The sequence below is a fragment of the Streptomyces beijiangensis genome, from assembly GCF_017315755.1.
Classification (GTDB): Bacteria; Actinomycetota; Actinomycetes; order Streptomycetales; family Streptomycetaceae; genus Streptomyces; species Streptomyces beijiangensis.
The window spans coordinates 18,792-41,147 of sequence record NZ_JAFLRJ010000126.1 but is presented as its reverse complement, the minus strand read 5'-3'; the positions used below and the strand labels follow the sequence as shown (position 1 = coordinate 41,147).

Sequence of the window (22,356 nt, the reverse complement as noted above, 5' to 3'; positions counted from 1 at the left end):
TACGGGAGAACTCCCATGTTTTTCTGGCATGTTCCGGCCCCCAACGAGGCCCTCCTCATCTCAGGGTCCAAGCGTCAGGCGCTCAACACCCAGTTCCGGATCGTCACCGGGCACGGCAGCCTCGTACTGCCCGTGAAGCAGAAGGCCCGGATACTCTCGCTCGCGCTGCGGGAGGCCGAGATCACCGAGGACTGTGTGACACAGCAGGGGATCCGGCTCAATGTGCGGGCCGTCATCGTCTTCAAGGTCGGGGACGACGCCGTCTCCATCGCCAATGCGGCGCGCCGCTTCCTCACCGAGCAGCACCGGATGGAGGAGCTGGTGGGGCGGATCTTCGCCGGTCATCTGCGGTCCATCGTGGGCGGGTTGACCGTCGAGCAGATCATCAGGGAGCGCGACCGGGTCTCACAGGAGGTGAAGGAGGGCAGCCACACCGAGATGGAGAAGCTCGGGATCGTGGTCGATGCGCTGCAGATCCAGGAGATCGCGGACGCGACCGGGTACATCAACAACCTCGCCGCTCCCCATGCCGCCGCCGTCGCCAGTCAGGCGCGTATCGCGCAGGCGCGCGCCGATCAGGAGGCGACCGAGCGCGAGCAGCAGGCCGAGGCGCTGAAGGCCGAGTACGCGCGGGACACCGCGATCAAGCGGGCCGGGTTCCTCGCCCAGACCGAGCAGTCCAACGCCATTGCCGCGCAGGCCGGTCCGCTCGCGCAGGCGCGGGCCACCCAGCAGGTCACCGAGGAGCAGACCGCCCTCGCGGCGCGTCAGGCGGAGCTCGCCGCGCAGCGTCTTGAGGCGGAGGTACGGCGGCCGGCCGACGCGGAGGCGTACCGGCAGCGGACGCTCGCCGAAGCGCAGCGGGACCGGGCGAAGTTCGCGGCGGACGGAGAGGCGTACACCCAGCGGACGATCGCCCAGGCGCAGGCCGACGCGTACGCCGTCGTCGCCGCTTCCCTCAAGGACGGCAACCAGCAGCTCATCGCCGCCAACCGGGTCGTGGAGAATCTGCCCGCGCTGGCCGACGCGGCGGCGCGCGGCATCGCGGGGTCGACGCTGACCGTGCTCAACGGGTCCGAGGGGGTCAACGAGATGGCCGCCGGGATCGTCGGGCAGGGGATCGCGATTCTGGACACCCTCAGGAAGAGTGCCGCTCCAGTTCCTGCCCCTGCTCCCGCTCCCGCTCCCGGTGATACGGATGCTGCTCGTGTGAACGGTGCGCCCGCTGTGACGTCGTAACGCGGGGCGCCCGGCGATCCCGTTCGGCCCAACGCCACGCGCGCCCCGGGGGTGACGGAGGAGCTCAGCCCGCAGGGTGGGGCCATGAGCGCCTCCTCCTCCCCGATCCAGGCCATCACCGCGCTGTGGAACCGGATGCCGTTCGTCGGGCGGGTGGCGAGCCAGCTCACCGCCGTGAACATCTTCGACTGCGCGACCCGGCTGGCCGCGCAGGCCTTCCTCTCCGCGATCCCGGTGCTCTTCGTGATCGGCGCCTTCGCACCGCAGGCCGTACGGGACCAGCTCGTCAACTCGCTGCGCTCGGTGATGGGGCTGGGCGGGGCGACGCTGGACCAGGTGCAGGGCGTGCTCACCGCGGACAGCGGCCAGATCAAGGACACCTCGGGCTCGGTCGGTGTGCTGGTGACGCTGATGTCGGCGACCGCGTGCAGCCGGGCGCTGCAGCGGGTGTGCGAGCGGTCCTGGCATCTGCGGGCCGCCGGGCTGCGGCTGGTGATGTGGCGGTGGGTGGTGTGGCTCGTGGTGCTGCTGGCAGCGCTGATCGCACAGGGCGCACTGCACGACGGCTTCGGTGTGGGGGTGTGGCTCGGCCTTCCGCTGTCGCTGGTGGCGAGCGTGCTGCTCTGGTGGTGGACCCAGCATCTGCTGCTCGGCGCGCGCCTGCCATGGCTGCCCCTGCTGCCGGGGGCGCTGATCACCGGGATCGCGGTGGTGGCTCTCAGCTGGGGCTCACGGCTGTACGTACCGCACACCCTGCAGCGCAGCGTGGATCAATTCGGGCCGCTGGGTGCGGTGTTCACCCTGCTGTCGTGGCTCATCGTGTTCTTCGCCTGCATCACGGTGGGGATCGCGTTCGGGTACGTCGTCGCGCATGAGCAGCCGTTCGACCGGTGGCTGCGGACCTCGGAAGCCACCGGTCGGACGGAGAAGCGGCTCTGACTCGGACTCGGATCCGGATCCGGACCCGGACCCGGACCCGGACTCAGCGTCCGTAACGGATCAGGAAACGGACCATCCGGCACGTGGTGTCGGACGGCGGGTGGATTCCGATACGGGCGGCGGTCGACCGTATCTTGATGTTCGGGGCCTGCTCCGGCTGATAGACCCCCGAGTCGAGCAGGGCTATGGCCAGGCGCATCGCCTTCAGCCGGCGGTTGTGGTCGACGTACCACTCGCGCGGCCTTCCGGCAGGCAGTGGCTTCTTGAGAAGAGGCTCCGTCGTGAGTGTGGCTACGGCCATCCGCGACCTCCAGGCGCTCGTGGTGGAACCCTTGCGAACTCCCTCCATTTTACTGCGACCCACTGACAAACGCGGTCAATCGCCGCTGGCCAGACGGGCTTTGGACAGTACCGTTGGCCCCATGGAGATCTGGCTTAACCCTGCTTGTTCCAAGTGCCGCAGCGCGGTCGACCTGCTGGACGGGGAAGGGGCTTCGTACACCGTCCGCCGCTACCTGGAAGACGTACCGACCGAGGACGAGATCCGGGCCGTGCTCGGCCGGCTCGGCCTTGAGCCGTGGGACATCACCCGCACCCAGGAGGCCGAGGCCAAGGAGCTCGGGGTGAAGGAGTGGGTGCGCGACGAGACGGCGCGCGGGCGGTGGATCGCGGCGCTGGCGGCGCATCCGAAGCTCATCCAGCGGCCCATCATCACCGCCGACGACGGAACTGCCGTGGTGGGGCGGACCGATGAGGCGGTACGGGAAGCGCTCGGGCGGTCCTAGCGATCGCAGAGGGACTGCATACCGGCGGCGAACGACCGCCTCCCGGGTGGCAGGGAGGCGGTCAAGGGTTCGCGGGTCGTGGCCGACGACCCGCAGGGTGCGGTCAGACGCCGGATTCCAGGGCAGCTTCGGCCTCCGCGAGGATCTCCGTCAGGCGCTGTCCGAAGCGCGCGTCGCACGGGTGCGGCTGTCCGGTCCGTACGGATTCGAGCAGCGCGTCCACCGCCGCGGCGAAAGGCTCCCGCGCGCCGTCCCACTCCGGCATCGTCACGACCCCCTGCTCGCCGCGCAGCTCCACCCGCATCCCGGCGGCGGCGGGCGGCGCGCTCAGGCCGAGGGTCGCCGTACTGGAGGCGCCCGAGGTGTGGCGCAGGACGAGGTGGACGGTGTCGGCTGGGCCCGGTGCGGCCGTCACGCGGGTGACGTCGCCGAGCAGGGGCAGCAGTACGGACAGGGCGTGCGGGCCCACGTCCCACAGGCCGCCCTTCTCCTTGCGCCAGGGCGAGGCGGCGAACGGGCTGTCCGAGCCCGGCGAGAAGAGCGCGCCCAGCCACTGGGCGGAGGCGGTGAACCAATCGCCGGCGGCGGCCTGCCGTTCGATCCACTCGACAGGGCCCGAGGCGAAGCGGAGCGTGCAGAAGACGACCGAGGCGACTGCGGCCTTCTCCGCCGCGTCCGCCACGGCCCGCGCACCGTCGGCCGTCGTCGCCACCGGCTTGTCGAGCAGGAGGTGGCATCCGGCGGCCGCGGCGCGTACGGCGAGCGGGGCCTGGATGTCCGGCGGGAGAGCGAAGGCGATGGCGTCGCTCGCCGCGAAGAGGGCGTCCACGTCGTCGTATGCGGTCGTGGAGTGCGCGGCGGCCAGCTCGGCCGCCGCCTCGGGGCGCCGGCCCCATACGCCGCTGAAGGTGACGGAGGGGTGGGCGGCAAGGGCCGGGGCGTGGGTGGCGACGGCCCAGGGGCCCGTGCCGAGGAGTCCGATGCGCAGCTGTGTCATGCGCCCAGTCTGTCCCCCTAGGGGGTGCCCGGCGGATCATGCCGCGGTCGCGGGCGGCCTGATCCGCCGGACACCCCCTGGGCAAAACACAGGAAACCTGAGAAACATGTAGTTCACATGCGGGCAATCGTCGGGAAATCACATATTGCGAAGCTTCCCGGCATAGACCTGCTGCACCCGCATAAGGATGGCTTCCGTGACGTTCAAGGCTGAGTACATCTGGATCGACGGCACCGAGCCGACCGCCAAGCTCCGTTCCAAGACGAAGATCCTGACCGACACGTCGGCCGAGCTTCCGATCTGGGGCTTCGACGGGTCCAGCACCAACCAGGCCGAGGGTCACGCGTCCGACCGCGTACTCAAGCCGGTCTTCACCTGTCCCGACCCGATCCGCGGCGGCGAGAACGTCCTCGTCATGTGCGAGGTCCTCAACATCGACCTGACGCCGCACGAGTCCAACACGCGTGCGCTGCTGCGTCCGGTCGCGGAGCAGTTCGCGGGCCAGGAGCCGATCTTCGGCATCGAGCAGGAGTACACCTTCTTCGACGGCGCCCGCCCGCTCGGCTTCCCCGTCGGCGGCTTCCCCGCCGCGCAGGGCGGCTACTACTGCGGTGTCGGCTCGGACGAGATCTTCGGCCGCGACATCGTCGAGAAGCACCTCGACAACTGCCTCGCCGCGGGACTCGCCATCTCCGGCATCAACGCCGAAGTCATGCCGGGCCAGTGGGAGTTCCAGGTCGGACCGGTCTCCCCGCTGGAGGTCTCCGACCACCTGTGGATCGCCCGCTGGCTGCTGTACCGCACCGCCGAGGACTTCAACGTCTCCGCAACCCTGGACCCGAAGCCGGTCAAGGGCGACTGGAACGGCGCGGGTGCGCACACCAACTTCTCCACCAGGGCGATGCGCGAGGGGTACGAGGCGATCATCACCGCCGCCGAATCGCTCGGCGAGGGCTCGAAGCCGATGGACCACGTCAAGCACTACGGCGCGGGCATCGACGAGCGTCTGACGGGTCTGCACGAGACCGCCCCGTGGAACGAGTACAGCTACGGCGTCTCCGACCGCGGCGCATCGGTCCGTATCCCCTGGCAGGTCGAGCAGGACCAGAAGGGCTACATCGAGGACCGGCGTCCGAACGCCAACGTCGACCCGTACGTCGTCACCCGGCTGATCGTCGACACGTGCTGCGCCGCTCTGGAGAAGGCCGACCAGGCCTGACCGACCGGACCCGTTGTCCCCCGAGGGCGCCCACTGTCACGGTGGGCGCCCTCGGTTCGTTGTCAGTGGGGCGTGCCACTCTGTGGTCATGTTGGCGATCAGAGTGACGACCGAACCCGGCGAGGCATACGAGCGGATCTCCGCACCCCGGCTGACCGAGCTGGTGGGGCGGATCGGGCCCGATGACGACCAGTTCCTCATTGTGGAGCGGATACCGCAGGACCAGGATTTCTTCATCCAGGTCTGGCACGAGACGGGCGGGGACTACCAGTTGGAGCACCGGGCGGGCGGGCCCGGTGACCATTTCCAGTCGATGGTCGCCACGGAGGACCGGGTCGCCGAGATCATGGTCGGCTGGTCGCGGGGTGAGGAGGGCTGGGACGCGGGGGTCGAATGGAAGCGCCTCGACCTCACGGTGCCCGAGATCGAGGAGAGGGCGCGCGTACAAGTCGAGGAACATGTAAGGGAGTTGCTCGCTGTCGGTTACCTCACACGGGTGCAGCTCGCCGAGGCCGCCGAGGAGTGGCTCGTCAAAGGGGACTACCGCCCGGTGTCCAAGCCGCAGGCCTGGGAGCTGGTGCACCGGCTCTGGCAGGAGCGCCTGGAGGAACAGGCCGGCTGGGAGGGCGAGACGGACCCCGAGAGGATCGAGGCCGTCTTCACGGCACTTGAGGAACAGGGCATCACCGCTCGTGCGCACTTCGCCTGCTGCCGCAACTGCGGGCTCAGCGAGATACGGGGGGCGGGGAGCGAGGACGCGCGCGGTTTTGTGTTCTTCCACTCGCAGTGCTCCGAAGGCGCGGCGGCAGGAATGGGGTCTCCCCTGCTCGAGCGAAGCCGAGAGCTTGGGGAAGGACTGACGCTGATGTACGGGGGTTTCGACGGTTCGGCCGAGACCACGACGGCGGTCGGGAGCGAGGTCACCGCGGCTCTGGCCGGTGCGGGGCTGCCGGTGGAGTGGAGCGGTTCCCCGGACGAATCGATCACGGTGGAGCCGCTGGACTGGCGCAAGCGGCTCACCGGCTGATGCCCACTGGCTGAGAGGGCCCTGATGTGATGCGTCCGCATCTGCTTCAATAGGCACATGGCCAGCCATCAGCAGGACACCGCGACAGGTCGCAGCGACCTTGAGCCGTTCTGGCCCTCCCGTCAGCATCACGACTTCGACCGGGTGTGTTGCCGCGCGACGGAAGCGCCGGCCCTCTAAAGCCTCCCTCGTCGATCCACTGTCGAAGGCCTTCGGCCCGCGCGCACGACGTACGTCCCCCAGACGACCTCTCCGCGCGAAAGAGCTGACCTCTCATGGCGAACACCCGAACCTTCCCTGCCTCCACCGCTGCGACCGCCACCCCTATCCCTCTCAACCGGCACCGGCTCCGAGCCGTCGACCGGGACGAGGTCGCCCCACCCGTTGATCCCTCCTCGTTCCTGCCGCCGCTGCCGCCAGGCGCCACCTGGCTGCCCGCGCCGCAGCACACGCTTCCCTCGCTGCCGGGCCAGCCACCGATGATCGGCTACCTGGTGCTTCTCCCTGCCGACCAGCAGCCCGAGCCCGAGCCGGTGGCCGCGGAGGCGGCGACGGCGGGCCGTCAGCTCGTACGGATCGACTCGGCGCAGCGCATCGCCGAGGTCGACGGGCACGCCCTCGATCTGACGTACCTGGAGTTCGAACTGCTCGCCCATCTCGTCGCCCACCCGCACCGGGTGCACACCCGCGACCAGCTGGTGACGACCGTGTGGGGTTACGGGCATGTCGGCGACGGCCGGACCGTCGACGTCCATGTGGCGCGGCTGCGCCGCAAGCTGGGCGCCGAGCACCGGCACTCGATCCAGACGGTACGCAGGGTGGGGTACAAGTACGCACCGTGATCGCCGCACTCGGGAGGACTCGGGAGGGTGTTCCTAGGTACACCCCGATCCGGGGGCGGAACCCAATGACGTGACTGATCCTCTGCGGCAACACTGGGGCATGGCCTCAGGACGGGGCCGCAGAGGATGGGACGTACAGATGAATGCGACGAGAGCACGTGATGCCCTGCAGGCCGGGGCCCAGGGGCTCGCACTGGCGCTGCTCGGATGGACCGCGTCGATCGTGCTCTTCGTCCTGTCCGTCGTGTCGATCGCCCTGATCCCCATCGGGGTCGGTGTCTTCACCACACCCGCCGTGCTGACGCTGGTGCGCGCACACGCCGACCGGCGCCGGCTGTTCGCCGCCGAGTGGGCGGACCTACACATCCCGGTTCCGTACCGGCCGCACCCCCGGGACCTGCGCACCGGCATCACCGGACAGGTCGAGCGCTGCACGCTGATGCTCAAGGACGGGGCGACCTGGCGCGATCTGAAGTGGCTGCTTGTCGACATGACGGCGGGCGCGGCCACCGCGATCCTCGCACCGGGGCTGCTCGTCGAGGGGGTCTACGGCATCGCGCTCGCCGCCGGGCTGTGGACCGCGGTGTACGACTCGGCCGACGGCGCCTGGTGGTACGACTTCATTCCCGTCCAAGGCTGGCGCACCGCCTTCCTCGCGGGCCTGCTCGGCCTGTTCTGGATCGTCCTCGGCCTGTACGTGAACCGGGCACTGGTCACCGCGCACTTCCGCCTCACCCGCTCCATGCTCGCCCCCGACAGCAGGGTGAAGCTCGCCCAGCGCGTCGACCGCCTCACCGAGACGCGGCACGACGCCGTGGACACCTCGGCCGCCGAACTGCGCCGTATCGAGCGGGACTTGCACGACGGGGCGCAGGCCAGGCTCGTCGCCATGGGGATGAACCTGGGGACCATCGAGGCCCTCATCGAGAAGGACCCGGACCAGGCGAAGAAGATGCTGGCCACGGCGCGCGAGTCCTCGGCCGAGGCGCTGACCGAGCTGCGCGATCTCGTACGCGGCATCCATCCGCCGGTGCTCGCCGAGCGCGGTCTGGGCGATGCCGTACGGGCCCTGGCGCTGCGGCTGCCGATCGCGACGGAGGTCGACGTGGAGATGACGGGCGGCCGGGTCGGGGCGCCGGTCGAGTCGGCCGCGTACTTCGCCGTGAGCGAGGTGCTGACCAACGCGGTCAAGCACTCGGGCGCGGACCGGATCTGGGTGGACATGCACCACTCCGCGGGGATGCTGCGGGTCTCGGTCACCGACAACGGGAGCGGGGGTGCGACGGCCGGCGGCGGAAGCGGGCTGAGCGGGATCGAACGCCGACTCGGTACATTCGACGGCGTACTGGCCGTCAGCAGCCCCGCGGGCGGTCCGACCATGGTGACCATGGAGATCCCTTGCGAGTTGTCCTAGCCGAAGACCTCTTCCTGCTGCGCGACGGTCTGGTCCGGATGCTGGAGGCGTACGACTTCGAGATCGCGGCGGCGGTGGAGACGGGTCCCGAACTCACCCGCGCTCTGGCCGAGTTGGAGCCGGACGTCGCCATCGTCGACGTCCGGCTCCCGCCGTCGCACACGGACGAGGGCCTGCAGTGCGCCCTGGCCGCCCGCAAGGCGCGGCCGGGGCTGCCCGTGCTCGTGCTCTCCCAGCACGTGGAGCAGCTGTACGCGCGCGAGCTGCTCGCCGACGGGACGGGCGGCGTCGGCTATCTCCTGAAGGACCGGGTCTTCGACGCGGACCAGTTCATCGACGCGGTACGGCGCGTGGCGGCCGGCGGGACGGCCATGGACCCGACCGTCATCCAGCAGCTCCTCTCGCGCCGCGCCGCCGACAAACCGGTGGGCAGCCTCACCCCGCGCGAGCGCGAGGTGATGGAGCTGATGGCGCAGGGCCGCTCCAACGCCGCCATCGCCGCCCAGCTCGTCGTCACCGAGCGGGCGGTGGCGAAGCACACCTCCAACATCTTCGCCAAGCTGGGCCTGGGGGTCCACGACGACGACAACCGCCGGGTGCTCGCGGTCCTGGCCTATCTCGACCGGGGCTGATCGGGCCGATCAGCTGCTGAGGTGCAGGCTCACCGGGAAGAGGTGCACCTTGGCACGGGACTCCAGGATCCGTACCCGTACGGCATCGGCGGTGACCGGGGCGGCCAGCGGCAGGATCCGCCGGGCGCCGACGGTCGTGGCGGCTGCGATCTCCGTCCAGACTCCGCCGCTGCGTGCTTCCACGGTGAATTTCTCGACGCGCTGCCCGTGCCGGATGTCCTCGCGCAGGACGATCCGGTCGAAGGTGTACGGGCCCGGGCCCTGCCTGCGGAGATCAGTTCCGTAGATGTCCTTGACCGCCGTGCCGAACGCGGTCAGGGAGACGACGTCCGCGGGGTCGACGCGGCCGTCCTTGGCGGGCGGGACGTTGAGGAGGAGCGAGGCGTTGCGGCCCACGCTCTTCTCGTACAGATTCATCAGCTGGGCCGGGGTCTTGGGCTTCTCGGCGGGGTGGTGGAACCAGCCGGGCCGTACGGAGACGTCCGCCTCCGCCGGGTACCACTGGAGGTACTTGGTGGTGGACGCGAGGAGCTTGGCCCGCGAGCCGATGTCGGGTTCCTGGGAGTCGTTGGGCAGTCCGCCGGAGAGCACGGTCGAGGGGTCGACGACGGAGGGGGTGACGCTCCACTCGGTCTCGCGCGCGATGCCGTTCTCGTTGCCGACCCAGCGGACGCCGGGATTGCCCTGGAAGACGACGGTGTCCGGGGAGAGTGCGTGGAGCAGGTCGAACCACTGGGTGACGTGGTACGGCTGGGTGATGCCGGATCCTGACCAGGGGTTGGCGCCGTCGAGCCAGAGCTCCTCGATCGGCCCGTACTGGGTGAAGAGCTCGTAGATCTGGTTGAGGTAGTACGTCTCGTAGTCGTCGGCCACCACCGTGAAGGTGGGCAGCTTGCCGCGCCTGATCTTCGACGCGCGGCTGTCGCCGGGGACGAGGGTGGGGATCGTACGCTCGACGGCCGGGCTGCCGTTGCCGAAGCGGCCGAGGCCGGCCGGGGTCCGGTCGCCGTCCTCCAGCGCCATCCGCTCGGGGAGGCTGAGCGACTGGCCCGACGCCTGCTTCGCACGTATCTCCTCGACCCACTGGGCGTGCCAGGCGTGCGGGAGTTCGGCTCCGTCGGAGGGCGAGAGATAGACGCCGACCTTGAGCCCGGCCTTCCGCGCGGCCTTGACGTACGCACCCAGGACGTCGGGGCTGCCGGGGCTGTTCGCGACGGTGTGCGGGGTGTAGCGGCTGGGGTAGAGGACGAAGCCGTCGTGGTGCTTGACGGTGAGCATGGCCTGCTCGGCGCCCATGGCCTTGTAGACGCTCATCCATTGGTCGACGTCGATGACCGGAGGGTCGAAGTTCTTCTCGTCCTCGGTGCCCGAGCCCCACTCACGGCCGGTGAAGGTGTTCATGCCGAAGTGGGTGAAGGCGGTCACCTCGCGCTGCTGCCAGGCGAGTTGGCCCGGCGTCGGCACGATGTTCGCGGCCTTCTCGATGATCCGGTCCTGGCTGTCGCAGCTCTCGACCGGCAGCTGCGAGGCGGGCTTCACGGGCTTGCCGCACGGGGTGCTCGCACTGCCCGGCCCGCCGGGCCTTCCGGCGGCGACGGCGGCCGTTCCCGGCGCGAGCGCGGCCAGGGCGGCGATCGCGGGGGTCAACATGACGAGCCTGCGGGTGGGTTGAACCACGGTCCCTCCAACTCCCGACCCTCATTGGTCGGATCTCTTCGGTTCGGCCCCGTGCATGTTGCCGCACTGAGTGCCGCAGGGGAAGAAGGCGTACGTCATACATCCCATCTATGCCTCGCTCTGGGGCGTCCGGCCCGGTTTCGCGGCGTCGGTACGCCCGATTTGCGGATGGAGATTTCTACGAATTTCCCATGAGGCTGAACGGGCCGTATTCCCCGTCCGTATGGAACGTCGCGCTTCTCCCCCCGCCGGGATCCCCCATACCCGGATACGAAGTTGAGGAGTTCCATGGGACGCACATCGCGAAAACGATCGACGCTGGCGAACCGGGCGATTGTCGCCTCGGCCGCACTGGTCCTGGGCGGAGGCGGGCTGGCCGGGCTCAATGTGTACGCCTCCGCCGGAGAGGCCCGTTCGGGCCAGCCGGATTCTGCTCGGACACAGAACACCTGGCAGCAGATGTCGACCATCGACTGCCCGGATGTGGGCAATCAGCTGCCCGAGGTCCCGGACGGATCCCGGCAGGAAGTGGACACCCAACTGGCCACGCTGGACAGCCAGATCACCGAGGCGTACAAACGGTTCGCGGATTCCAAGGACCAGCTCTCCCAGGATCCGAATCTGGCACAGAGTTCCATTCTTGTTCCGCTCAAGGACGAGCGTCTGGACAGCATCGACCGGATAGCCAACGCCATCGGTCAGAACACCGAACGGCCGCAGGGCCTGGACGGCCTCGCGCCCTGCACCCTGCGCGCCGACGACAGCCAGGGCAACGGGCAGGGCGGCGCGTCGAATTCGGCCTCCCCGACGCCCAGCGCGAGCAGCAGCAGCAGCAGTACCGGCCAGAGCGATCAAGGGTCCGGCCAGGGAGGTGACCAGGCCAATCAGGGCAACGGGCCCGAGGCCGCCGACTTCGTCAACATCAAGTCCGTACGCCCCAATGTCAGCACACCCCGCCGGCTGCGCGCCGGTTCGTCCGGCGCCTTCGCCTCCAACTGCGGGCGCAATCAGAACGGCAAGTTCAATCCGGACAATGTCATCGTCGCTCCTGGTGTAAGCAACGGCGCACACCATATGCACGATTACGTCGGAAACCAGGCCACGGACGCCTTTGCGAGCGACCAGAAACTGGCGGACGGACAGACGAGTTGCCGGAATCAGGGCGACAAGTCCACCTATTACTGGCCTGTTCTCCGGCTGCAGAACGGTCAGAAAGAGAAGGATGCGGACACCCCTGGAGGCGGTCAGGACAAGAACACCGGGATCATTCAGACCCCCGCCCAGGTCACTCTCAATTGGGTGGGAAGTCCCGTGGCCAAGGTCGTCGCCATGCCGCGTTTCCTGCGGATCATCACCGGCGATGCGAAGGCCTTCACCAATGGTGACGCGAACGCCAATGCGTCATGGTCCTGCACCGGTTTCGAGAACCGCCAGCTGAAGGACAAATACCCGATCTGCCCCCGGGGCAGCAAAGTGGTCCGCACCTTCAAGTTCCAGAGCTGCTGGGACGGCCAGAACACAGACAGTGCGAATCACCGCACCCATGTCGCCTTTGCTGACCGCAACGGTGCGTGCCAGGGCGGCTTCAAGGCGATCCCGCAGCTGGTGCAGCGCATCGTGTACGCGGTCCCGCCCGGTCCTGGCTTCGCCGTGGACTCCTTCCCCGAGCAGCTCCACAAGCCCATCACCGATCACGGCGACTTCATCAACGTCTTCAGTGACCAGCTGATGAAGAAGGTGGTCGGCTGCATCAACAGCGGCCGTCGGTGCACCTGACCGACCGCCCCCCTTGAACCTGCGCGGTCAGCTCGCGCGGTGACCGGAATGATCGGGCTCGCTCCCCCTACTGCCACTACTCCCCGAGTGGTGCTGCGAGCCCTCTTCCACCGTCCCGCCGAGCCGGCCGCGCAGCGCTGTGACCACCTTGTCCTCGCCCACGGCGACCCACTTGCGGCCGACCAGGTACGTGCCGCCGTAGTCCTTGGCCCCATTGATCCACTCGCGCTGCCCGCGGTCGGTCGAGAAGGTCGCCAGGACGTAACGCCCGTCCTTCGTCGTGCAGTTGGCCTGACGCAGCTCCGCCGCGTCGGTGGCCATGTCCGGCGCGCACTTCGCCTTCGCGGCCAGCTGCTCCAGGCTGCCGGTCGCGGTCTTCGGCACGTCCGGGGAATCAGAGTCGGAACAGGCCGCCATCAGCCCCAGACTCAGCCCCAGGGCCACCACCGTCACCGCTGCTTGCGCTTGGCTACGCATCCGCCCATCGTGCCGCCTCCCGCCCTCTCCGCGCGGGAGAACCGGTCACCTCGTACGGCACACGCGACCGACCGCGGACGCGGCGGATGGACGATGATGGACGGGTGATCGCCCTCAGCCCCGCCTATGTCGGCGGCGTACAGCTCGGTGCGTACGCCACAGGCCGCCTGCTGCGCGCCCCGGCGCGCGACCGCCTTCTGCACGCCTGCTCCACCAACGCCGACCATCTGGATTCCGGCCGCTGGGACACCCTCCTCACCAGCGCGCTGATGGTCGAGGAGCCGATGGAGCTGCCGTACGCACTGCTGCTCCTGGCCGTGCTCGGCTACGCGGAGTACGCGCACGGCGCCTGGTGGACGGCCGGGGTCTTCGCGCTCGGGCACGCGGGTGCGACGCTGCTCGTGTACGGGGGCCTGCGCGCGGCCCGAGCCCAGGACGGGACCCGTTCGGCGGTGGACGTGGGCGTCAGTTACGGCTTCAACGCGGTGCTCGGCGCGCTGACCGGGGCGCTCCCCGCCGGTCCGGTACGCGGCCTGGCGCGCGGCGCCCTGCTCGCGATCGGCGCCCGGCCGCTGCTCGGACGGGGCCGGACCTTCACCGACGCGGGGCACTTCGCGGCGCTGGCGCTGGGCATGGGAGTGTCGCTGGTGGACTACCGTTCGACGGGAAACCGGTAGGAACGACCAGGAGCCAGCCGCCATGAACGCGATCCCCGCCACGACCGTCGCCAACCTCCGCGATCTGGGCGGCCTCCCGCTCTCCGGCGGCCGCACCGTGCGCGAGGGGCTCGTGCTGCGCTCCGGCCAGCTCGACCGCCTCGACCCGGCCGCCGACCCCGCCGTGGCCGCGCTCGGTCTCACCACGATCGTCGACTTCCGCACCGAGGCCGAGCGCACCGACTACCCCGACCGGGTCCCGTCCGGCGCCCGTCTGGTCGTCGCCGACGCGCTCGCCGACACCGTCAACTCCCAGGACAGGCCGGCCGCCGCGCAGATCAAGCACATCCTCACCGACCCGGCCGTCGCCGAGCGCGAGCTGGGCGGCGGCAAGGCGCAGGCGGTGTTCGCCGACACCTACCGGGCGCTGGTCTCCTCCGACTCGGCCAGGTCCGCGTACCGCACGCTCCTCACCGAGCTGGCCGCCGACGACGCGGGCCCGCTGCTCTTCCACTGCACGGCGGGCAAGGACCGCACGGGCTGGGGCGCGACCGTGATCCTCGGGCTGCTCGGCGCGGACGAGGAGACCATCCGGCGCGAGTACCTGGCGGTCAATCCCGCCGTCCGCCAGGCCTTCGCCTCCTTCGTCGAGGGCTTCGTCGCCCAGGGCGGGGACCCGGAGATCGCGCTCGCCATCATCGGGGTGGTGCCCGAGTATCTGGCCGCCGCACTCGAAGAGGTGGACGTGCGCTACGGCTCCCTGGAGAAGTACGTACGGGAAGGGCTCGGTGTCCCCGACGAGTCGGTGGAGCGCATCCGCACGCGGCTGACAACGGGCGGCTGACCACAGACGGGCGGCGGCCACCGGGTGACCATCGCACGATTCGCTCGTTCAGCTGAACGTGCCCACGAAGCAGGTTGCCCCCAGCGCCGCCCCCTCGCCCGTCGATGTCGAGCAGGCCGAGGCCGCGCTCGTCGAGCACTATCCGCGGCTCGTCCGCCTCGCGTACCTCGTGCTGCCGCCGACGCTCGGCCGCAACCGCCGGGTGCTCACCGCCCACTCCCTCGCCCAGCGCACGCTGCCGCGCGGGCGCGCCGCGGGCCCCGAGGCGATCCCGGCGGCGCGGCGGCCCGACGGCACGGATCCGGGGTACGCGTATGTACGCGGCCAGGTCCTGCGGTCCGCCCTCGATGCCGGGCTCCCGCTCTTCCGCAAAGCCTGGCCGACCCGCGCCCAGCTGCCCCCGCTGCTCCCCCAGGTGTGGGGTCTGCGGCTCTTCCCGCGTTCGGGCGGCGCCGATGAACTCGCCCTGGACCAGCGGCTTTCCACGCTCTCAGGGCCGGCGAGGGCCGCGTACGTGCTGCGCGGTCTGGAGAAGCTGGACGACACCGAGGTGCGGCGCATCCTCACCGAGGCGGGGGTCACGGAGGCGGCCGCGCGGGGAGCGCTGGCCACGGCGGACGGGGTGCTGCCGCAGTACGAGCTGCTCGCCTCCCCCGAGTTCGACCCGTGTTCGCTGCAGGCCCGCCCCACCGATCTGATGCGCCGCCGCCAGCACGGCAGGGCCGCACTGGTCGCGGGGGCCGCGCTGCTGGTCTGCGGGGCGCTGCTGACGCTGCCGGGCGGCGGGTGGGGGCCCGACGGGGCCGCGGCACCCTCGTACGCGCAGAATCCTGCCGCCGAACAGGCCCTGGACCCTGCCAAGTTGACCCGGATCGCACCCACCGCCTGGCAGACCTCTTCGCGTACCGACTTCTCCGCCTGGCCGACCCGTGGCGACCGTGCCACCGACACAGGGCTGCTGCGCCGCGCCCTCGCGGTCTGGGCGCGCCCCGGCAGCGCGGTCCAGGTCTCCGCGACGCCCGGCACCGCTTCGGGCCCCGCCATGGGCCCGCCCCAGCTCCTCTTCGCGGGCACGGTGGACCGGGCGGCCGTCGTCCTGCTCTACGACGGCCTGCGCGTCGTCCGCTACGCCGAGGACGGCAACGGCGACTCCTCGGGCGCCGCGCTCGACTTCGCCCGGGTGGACGGCGCCGACGCGCCCGCGTCCAACGCCCTGGTGGTCGGCCGCACGGACGGCAACGTCCGCTATCTCACGGCCCCCTGGGTCCACGAGGCGGCCGTACGCGACCTGCTCGACCCCGCCGGAGGATCACACCCCCTGCGCCGCTCCAAGGACGGCGTGACGGACCCCGTGCCCAGCCCGGCACAGGCGAGCAGCTGCACCTCCTGGGAGGCTCTTGAACTGCGCGACGAGGTCTCCGACCGGCTGATGACGGACCTCGGCGAGCTCACCCCGGCACGCCTCACCTCCGGCACGCCCGCCGCACCGCACGACGTCAAGGGACCGGCAGAGCTGGCGAGTTGGGCACGTACGGCCTGCCTCCTGCCCGGGGTGCGCTCGCACGGCGTACGGTCAGTGAACTCCTGGAGCTACGCCCGCCAGCAGCTCCCCGAGGGCAACGGCAGCGCGGACTGGGTCTGCACCCGGGCGGAGACCTGGCGGGGCACCGGGGGCAGGGCGCTCGCCCAGTTCCAGCCCCCCTCGGAGAAGCCGGGCGCACCGGGCGCCATCGCGGCACGCTCAGAGGACTCGCCCGCCTGCGGGGTGCGCAGTCCGCGGGTGCTCGCCGGGGTGCTGTGGAAGTCGCGGGGCGGCCAGTGGTACGTACTGGCGGCGGGCAGTACGCAATTCGCCTCGCTGGCGACGACGGGCGGGGTGGAGGGCAGCGCCCCCGGCCGCTTCCTCGCCGTACGGGCGCGGCAGGGCGTACAGGCGGAGCTGAACGGCAGGCTGCGCGACGGGACGCGCGTGGGCGCCCTGCGGTGAAAAAAGTGGCGTCCGGGGGGTGCCCCTCACCCCGTACCCATCAGTACATTGACGCCATGTCTAATACGCAGCCGGACGTGGTGGCGTCGGAGCACACCCCGTTGAAGCCCCGCGATGTCTCCTTCTCCTGGGACAGGACGCCCCTGCACTGGGTGCCGGGCGACCCCTTCACGACGCACACGATCAACGTCCTGCATCTGCTGCTGCCGGCGGGCGAGCGCTGGTTCGTGCATGTCTACAAGCAGGTGCTCCCGCTCATCACGGACGAGCGTCTGCGTGAGGACGTGATGGGGTTCATAGGCCAGGAGGCGATGCACTCCCAGGCCCACGACGACGTACTGCCGCACCTCAAGGCGCTGGGCCTCGACCCGACGCCGTACACGGCCCAGGTCGACTGGTTCTTCGAGAAGCTGCTCGGCGACCGCACGCTCCCGCCGGGCAGGGCGCGGAAGTGGTGGCTCCTGGAGCGCGTCGCGATCATCGCCGCGATCGAGCACTACACGGCGTTCCTCGGCGACTGGGTGCTGAACGCCGACGCCCTCGACCGGCGCGGCGCCGACCCCACCATGCTGGACCTGCTGCGCTGGCACGGCGCCGAGGAGGTCGAGCACCGCTCGGTCGCCTTCGACCTCTTCCTGCACGTGGACGGCAGCTACCGGCGGCGGGTCCGCACCTGGGCGACGGCCTTCACCGCACTGGTCTTCCTCTGGCAGCGCGGCACCCGCTTCTTCATGGAGAACGACCCGACGCTCGACGGCGGGAAGGCGTCGTTCACCGCGCTGCGCCACCGGGGCCGTATCGGCATGCTGCCGTCGACCGGTGCGATGGTGCGCTCCATCCCCCGCTATCTGAGCCCCGCGTACCACCCCTCCCAGGAGGCCAGCACCGCCCAGGCCGTGGCCTACCTCGCCTCGTCGCCCGCCGCGAAGGGATCCCACTGACATGCCGCGTATCCGTACGGTCGCCCTCATAGCCGCGACGGCGCTGCTCGCCAGGAGGGCTCTGCGCGGCCGTATATCGGGGTCCCCGCTGTGGCCCATGCCGGCGCTGGACGAGCCGGTCTCGGGCCGGAGCGGGCGCCGCCGCAGCCTCGCCGCCACGATCACGGAGCGCACGTCACCGGCGGACGGTGTGGTACAACTCCGCCTGGAGGGCGATGACTTGCCCGCCTGGACCCCGGGCGCACACATCGACGTGGTGCTCCCGTCGGGCCTGATCCGCCAGTACTCCCTGTGCGGCGACCCGGCCGAGCGGGGCGCGTACACGATCGCCACGCGCCGCATCGAGGACGGCCGCGGGGGCTCGCGCGAGGTCCACGACGCGCTGAACGAGGCGGACGAGGTGGAGATCCGCGGCCCGCGCAACCGTTTCCCGCTGGTGGTGGCGGATGCGTACGTCTTCGTGGCGGGTGGCATCGGGATCACGCCGATCCTGCCGATGCTGCGGCAGCTGGACGCGGCGGGTGCGGACTGGCGGCTGCTCTACTGCGGGCGCTCGCGCGCCACCATGCCCTTCCTGGACGAGGTCGAGAAGCTGGGCGCGGCGGGCGACCGGGTCACGGTCGTCCCCGAGGACGAACGGGGCTTCCCCGAGGACGAACGGGGCTTCCCCGAGCTGGACTTCACGGCGGCGCCGGACTCCACCGCCTTCTACTGCTGCGGCCCCGAAGGCCTGATGACGGCGGTCGCGGAGGCCGTACCGCCGACGGCCACCCTCCACCTGGAGCGCTTCGCGCCCAGAGCGGCCCCCTCCGGGGGCGCCTTCGAGGTGGAGCTCCACCGCAGCGGCCGTACGATCACGGTCGGCCCCGGCACGACGGTCCTCGCGGCGGTCCGCGCGGAGCTGCGAGACGTCTCGTACTCCTGCGAACAGGGCTTCTGCGGAACCTGCCAGCAACGCGTCCTGGCGGGCGACATCGACCACCGGGACGAGCTCCTGACGGACTCCGAGCGCGACGACTCGATGCTGATCTGCGTGTCGCGCTGCAACGGGGAGCGCCTGGTCCTGGACCTCTAGACCTTGGGCTAGACCTTCGGAAGTACGCAGACCGAGTCGAGCCCCAGCACGTGGTTGAGCCGCCCGAACGCCAGCCAGGAGCCGATGCTCATGCTCAGCTCCACGATCTCGACCTGGCTGTAGTGGGCGGTCATCCGCTCCCAGAACGCGTCGTCGAGGTTGTGGTGGTCGAGTGCGTACCGCTCGGCGTACTCGGCGGCCAGCCGGGTGCGGTCGTCGAAGACGTCGGCGGTACGCCACTGGGTCACCGCGTCGGGGAAGTCGTCCTCGACCTGCTCGCCGTCCTTCTCGGTCCGCCAGTCGAGGCAGAAGACGCACCCGTTGATCTGCGCGATGCGCAGCCGGGCAGCCTCGAACTCGCGCAGGCCGAGGGTGGTGTGGGCGTACACGGCGAGGGAGAAGTTGGCGGCGGCCATGCCGATGCCGGGGACCATGTCGCCCCAGACGTAAGGGATGGGCTCCTCGCCCTCGGGAATCTCAATGATCATGACTGCTGCTTCCTTCCGAGCCTGCCGGCTGCGGGGCGCAGCGGGACGTCGAGTGCGTCGTACAGTCCGGGCTTGGCGTCCGCGAGCCAGTCGATGGCGCCGACGAGACGTCCGACGGCGGTGGCGTTGCCGCCCGCGGACCGGTTCTCGCCTTCATCGGTGGCCTCGACGGTGACCTCGATACGGGGGCGCCCCTCGATGACGACACGGTGGGCGCCGTCGCCGCCGTCGGGCGGGACGGGCCAGTCGGGGGCGCAGGAGGGATGGATACGGGTGACGTGCTCGATGACGATGCGCGGCTCGCCCCCGACGATCCCCTGCACCTCGAAGCGCACGGCGCCCTGGGTGCCGGCCTCGAAGGTGCCCATGGTGCGGGTCTCGACGGTGGATTCGAGGGGGCGGCGGGCCATGGTCTCGCGTATCTCGTCGATCTCGACGCCCAGCGCCCGGGCCATCAGCCGGATCTGGCCGCCCCAGACCATGGTGGGGATGGACTCGACGAGCATGAGGGGCTGGTAGTCCATGGGCTGCCCGAAGCCGATGAGGTTCCGGACGGAGTCTTCCTGGTCGTACGTCGAGTAGTCGAAGATCTCCTGGCAGCGGACCGCGTCGATGACGGTCCCCAACCCGCTGACCAGCAGCGGCAGTACGTCATTGCCCCACCCGGGATCGACGCCGGAGACGAAGAGCGATCCGCCGCCCTCGGCGACGGCTGCGAGTATCGGATCCCGGAACTCGGCCGGGGCGCTGATCTGGTCGTACAGCGCGTACAGCGCGGGGGTGACGACGACGGCGCCGGCCCGTACGGCCCGTACGACGTCGTCGAGGGCTTCGTCGGGCCGGATGTCACCGGAAGCGGCGTAGACGACGGCGCGGGGCCGGGCGCCGAGCACCGCCTCGATGTCGTCGGTGGCGGCGACCCCCAACTCATAGTCCAGTCCGCCGAGTTCACCGGCGTCACGCCCGACCTTGTCGGCGCTGTGGACGATCACTGCGGCAAGTGTCAGCGCCGGATGGGCCGCCACGGCGCGAATGGCCGCGCGGCCGACGTTCCCCGTACCCCAGACCACGGTGGAAATCATGCGCGGAGGGTAGCGAGGCGATCCGAAGGTTCCTAGAGCCGTGCCGGGTGAATTTCCGAGTCCCCGCGCACGGCGGTCCGGAGTCACTGTCCGCCCGCGCCCTTCCAGGGCCCCCGGGCCCCAGGGCCCAGCAGGCGTCAGTTGCCCTCAACAGGCCCAGGTGCCGCATTCCGCATTGCCGCGCACCATTGGTTGCACAGGAAATTGAGCAGATCACCACACTGATCGCGCTTTTCGTGTCTTGACAGTCATGTGGGGCAGCAGTAATTTCTTCATCGAAAATGGGGGCGGGGGAATCTCGGACGGGCACTGGGGGGCGTGGCCGGAATTCATCAGGTCGTCCTTATCGATATGCCATCGAAAGCAAATCAGCGGCACTGCTGCGCGTAAATTGCGCCTGCGGTGCCATGCTTCTTTCCTTCCACTTCGACCAAGGTCGTGGCCAGATGACCGCACAGAAATCAAATCTCTCCTCACCCAAATACGGTTACGACTTCGTCGTCGCCACCACCCAGGCCAGCATCAACGCGACGATGAAGGCGTTCCTCTCAGGACTCACCCAGCCAGTCGTCACGGTCTGCTACGTGGCGGACTTCCAGGGCAATCCGGTGCTGATCGACTACGACCAGCTGAAGAAGAACGCCCACGGATCCGACCCCTTCACCATCCCGGCCAATGCCGACCCGAACACCAGCCAGGACCTGCGCAACCTCGTCGAAGCCAGGTTCATGATGGGGTTCCGCGCCCAGATCGGGCTTCCGCCGGGGCTCGCGCCGGGCAGCATCCCGGACATCGTGACGCTCGGCAGCAACACCGCGTCCGTCACGTACAACCTGCTGTGCTCCAAGTTCTCGGTGGTGAAACTGACCCCGGGCGGCGGCTACTCGCCTCCCGCATGGTTCAGCCAGTCCCAGCCCGCAGGGAGTCCCTGGATCTTCCAGTCGAAGGTCGACCTCCGGCTCTCCACCACCTCGCCGACCGCGTACAGCAAGCTGCCGCCGGCCGTCCAGGCGCAGATCAAGAATCTTGGCGCGGGCGCGTTCACGGTCCAGCAATTGCTGTTCGACCTCGACAATGCGGCACTGGAGACGATCCCGACGATAAAGAACGTACCGCCGGGTGATCCGCTGTACTCCATCCTCCAGCAGTTCTTCCTGGGCGCCTATTTCGCGCAGATGCGGCAGAACGGGTCCCCCGTCCTGGGCTGCACGATAAAGGAGACGAAGGCTCCGGTTTCGACACTCACCCTCACCGACCTCAATTTGGAGGTCCTGCCGTTCCTCGGCAGCAACGGCCAGCCCATCGTCAATCCGACCCCCGCCCAACAGGATCTGGCCGCCCTGAGCTACCTGTGCGCGGCCGACGGAAACGCGCTGCCCGCCGCCGTGCCGTTCTCCTGGAACTGGGTCGAGGCGAACGAACAGGCCGACTTCGACGGCGTGGTCGCCATCAACCGCAACGCCTTCGCCAACTACTTCCGCCACCAGCTGGCACCGTACGTGCCCAGCAACTGCTACCTGCCCTCGGTCCGGGTGACGTACGACGCGGGCAAGGTCGAAACCCGCTACTCCTGGAGCATGACATCGGGTCAGGCCCCGAGCTTCACCATGCCCGCGACCGGCCCCACGGTGCTGACGTTCCACTACGGCGCCGACTCCGTCGACCAGGCAGGTCTCAACGGCGATCTGGGCAAGATGGAACTTCGCCCGTCGTACGACATCAGCGTCTCGTTCACCGGGAACACCATCAAGGTCGTGCAGCACCTGGTGGTCTATCTGTACGTCCGGAGCCTCGCCACGTCCACCGACGGCAACGTCGTGGATCTGACGGTCACCGACACCTACACGCTCGGCATCGGCCAGGACGGCCGGCTCGCGGCGACACTCACCACCACCAGGCAGGACGGTTCGAAGAATCCTTCCGTCGACCCGTTCCTGAACTTCTGGACCGACCTCAACAAGATCATCGGCGCCGTCAAGAACTGGCTCCAGGCCGTGGTCTCGCCGAACCTGAAGGCCATGCCGGTGTCCGCGGCACAGAACTTCGTGTTCCCCGGGGGCCGGACCTTCGCCTTCAAGTCCGCCGGGTTCTCCGACTTCGGCGACCTCATCTCGCACATCACGTACACCGACCCGAGCTGAGTCGAGCCGAACAGCCGTACTCCCAGCCGCAGTTCACGCCCCGGGCAACCACAGCGCCCGGGGCTCCTGTCCGGCCCGCCACCGACCACGGCCGACCGCGACCCTCCACGACCGACCG

21 protein-coding genes are annotated in these 22,356 nt (G+C 69.8%); 15 read left to right on the top strand and 6 right to left on the bottom strand.

Annotation, left to right across the window (positions count from 1 at the left end):
- The first annotated feature begins 15 nt into the window (after positions 1–15).
- Together J0695_RS13985 and J0695_RS13980 are read left to right on the top strand one after the other, a co-directional pair.
- Positions 16–1,239, top strand: coding sequence for an SPFH domain-containing protein (locus J0695_RS13985; protein ID WP_206962341.1), 1,224 nt, complete (start codon positions 16–18; stop codon positions 1,237–1,239).
- 84 nt (positions 1,240–1,323) lie between these two features.
- Positions 1,324–2,178: a YihY/virulence factor BrkB family protein gene (locus J0695_RS13980; RefSeq protein WP_206962340.1), complete on the top strand. Its 855-nt coding sequence runs from the start codon at positions 1,324–1,326 to the stop codon at positions 2,176–2,178.
- A gap of 43 nt (positions 2,179–2,221) precedes the next feature.
- Here J0695_RS13980 and J0695_RS13975 read toward each other — a convergent pair whose 3' ends face one another.
- Complete coding sequence (locus tag J0695_RS13975) at positions 2,222–2,479, bottom strand: hypothetical protein (protein WP_206962339.1); 258 nt, start codon at positions 2,477–2,479, stop codon at positions 2,222–2,224.
- A 121-nt stretch (positions 2,480–2,600) separates the two neighbouring features.
- Between J0695_RS13975 and J0695_RS13970 the strand changes: the two genes are divergently transcribed.
- Positions 2,601–2,963: an arsenate reductase family protein gene (locus J0695_RS13970; RefSeq protein WP_206962338.1), complete on the top strand. Its 363-nt coding sequence runs from the start codon at positions 2,601–2,603 to the stop codon at positions 2,961–2,963.
- A gap of 103 nt (positions 2,964–3,066) precedes the next feature.
- Here the strand turns inward: J0695_RS13970 and J0695_RS13965 are convergent, their stop codons facing one another.
- Positions 3,067–3,960 carry a Gfo/Idh/MocA family protein gene (locus J0695_RS13965; RefSeq protein ID WP_206962337.1) on the bottom strand — a complete coding sequence of 298 codons (894 nt, stop codon included), beginning with the start codon at positions 3,958–3,960 and terminating at the stop codon, positions 3,067–3,069.
- Between the two features lie 196 nt (positions 3,961–4,156).
- Here J0695_RS13965 and glnII point away from each other — a divergent pair, with 196 nt between their 5' ends.
- The 5 genes from glnII (at position 4,157) to J0695_RS13940 (ending at position 9,094) form a co-directional block, all read left to right on the top strand.
- Entirely contained in the window at positions 4,157–5,179 is a 1,023-nt protein-coding gene (glnII, locus tag J0695_RS13960) for a glutamine synthetase (RefSeq protein ID WP_206962336.1), read from the top strand.
- Positions 5,180–5,267: 88 nt separating this feature from the next.
- The gene (locus tag J0695_RS13955) at positions 5,268–6,206 is read left to right on the top strand and encodes a DUF6891 domain-containing protein (RefSeq protein WP_206962335.1); all 939 of its coding nucleotides are present in this window, start codon (positions 5,268–5,270) and stop codon (positions 6,204–6,206) included.
- Positions 6,207–6,481: 275 nt separating this feature from the next.
- Positions 6,482–7,048, top strand: coding sequence for a winged helix-turn-helix domain-containing protein (locus tag J0695_RS13950; RefSeq protein WP_206962334.1), 567 nt, complete (start codon positions 6,482–6,484; stop codon positions 7,046–7,048).
- A gap of 139 nt (positions 7,049–7,187) precedes the next feature.
- Positions 7,188–8,462, top strand: coding sequence for a sensor histidine kinase (locus J0695_RS13945; RefSeq protein ID WP_206962333.1), 1,275 nt, complete (start codon positions 7,188–7,190; stop codon positions 8,460–8,462).
- Positions 8,447–9,094, top strand: a complete 648-nt coding sequence (locus J0695_RS13940) for a LuxR C-terminal-related transcriptional regulator (protein WP_206962332.1) — start codon at positions 8,447–8,449, stop codon at positions 9,092–9,094. Before J0695_RS13945 ends, J0695_RS13940 begins: the two co-directional genes overlap by 16 nt.
- Positions 9,095–9,103: 9 nt before the next feature.
- On the opposite strand, the gene J0695_RS13935 is transcribed toward J0695_RS13940, so the two are convergent.
- On the bottom strand, positions 9,104–10,744 hold the full coding sequence (locus tag J0695_RS13935) for an alpha-L-fucosidase (RefSeq protein ID WP_206962357.1): 1,641 nt from the start codon (positions 10,742–10,744) through the stop codon (positions 9,104–9,106).
- Between the two features lie 315 nt (positions 10,745–11,059).
- Here J0695_RS13935 and J0695_RS13930 point away from each other — a divergent pair, with 315 nt between their 5' ends.
- On the top strand, positions 11,060–12,547 hold the full coding sequence (locus J0695_RS13930) for a DUF1996 domain-containing protein (protein WP_206962331.1): 1,488 nt from the start codon (positions 11,060–11,062) through the stop codon (positions 12,545–12,547).
- Between the two features lie 27 nt (positions 12,548–12,574).
- Here the strand turns inward: J0695_RS13930 and J0695_RS13925 are convergent, their stop codons facing one another.
- Complete coding sequence (locus tag J0695_RS13925; protein ID WP_242552626.1) at positions 12,575–12,964, bottom strand: hypothetical protein; 390 nt, start codon at positions 12,962–12,964, stop codon at positions 12,575–12,577.
- Between the two features lie 146 nt (positions 12,965–13,110).
- On the opposite strand from J0695_RS13925, the gene J0695_RS13920 reads away from it, so the two are divergent.
- From J0695_RS13920 to J0695_RS13900, 5 genes are read left to right on the top strand one after another with little or no spacing between them, the layout of a single operon-like run.
- Positions 13,111–13,701 (top strand): rhomboid-like protein, encoded by a 591-nt coding sequence (locus tag J0695_RS13920; protein WP_242552623.1) that lies wholly within the window; start codon positions 13,111–13,113, stop codon positions 13,699–13,701.
- A gap of 22 nt (positions 13,702–13,723) precedes the next feature.
- Positions 13,724–14,524, top strand: a complete 801-nt coding sequence (locus J0695_RS13915) for a tyrosine-protein phosphatase (protein ID WP_206962329.1) — start codon at positions 13,724–13,726, stop codon at positions 14,522–14,524.
- Positions 14,525–14,582: 58 nt separating this feature from the next.
- Positions 14,583–16,511, top strand: coding sequence for a hypothetical protein (locus J0695_RS13910; RefSeq protein WP_206962328.1), 1,929 nt, complete (start codon positions 14,583–14,585; stop codon positions 16,509–16,511).
- A 56-nt stretch (positions 16,512–16,567) separates the two neighbouring features.
- Entirely contained in the window at positions 16,568–17,452 is an 885-nt protein-coding gene (locus tag J0695_RS13905) for a metal-dependent hydrolase (protein WP_206962327.1), read from the top strand.
- A 1-nt stretch (position 17,453) separates the two neighbouring features.
- Complete coding sequence (locus J0695_RS13900; protein ID WP_206962326.1) at positions 17,454–18,527, top strand: PDR/VanB family oxidoreductase; 1,074 nt, start codon at positions 17,454–17,456, stop codon at positions 18,525–18,527.
- An 8-nt stretch (positions 18,528–18,535) separates the two neighbouring features.
- On the opposite strand, the gene J0695_RS13895 is transcribed toward J0695_RS13900, so the two are convergent.
- On the bottom strand, positions 18,536–19,015 hold the full coding sequence (locus J0695_RS13895) for a carboxymuconolactone decarboxylase family protein (protein ID WP_206962325.1): 480 nt from the start codon (positions 19,013–19,015) through the stop codon (positions 18,536–18,538).
- Positions 19,012–20,097, bottom strand: coding sequence for an NAD(P)H-dependent amine dehydrogenase family protein (locus J0695_RS13890; RefSeq protein WP_206962324.1), 1,086 nt, complete (start codon positions 20,095–20,097; stop codon positions 19,012–19,014). The genes J0695_RS13895 and J0695_RS13890 overlap by 4 nt, the downstream gene beginning before the upstream one ends.
- A gap of 446 nt (positions 20,098–20,543) precedes the next feature.
- Between J0695_RS13890 and J0695_RS13885 the strand changes: the two genes are divergently transcribed.
- Positions 20,544–22,238 carry a hypothetical protein gene (locus tag J0695_RS13885; protein ID WP_206962323.1) on the top strand — a complete coding sequence of 565 codons (1,695 nt, stop codon included), beginning with the start codon at positions 20,544–20,546 and terminating at the stop codon, positions 22,236–22,238.
- The last annotated feature ends 118 nt before the right edge of the window (positions 22,239–22,356 follow it).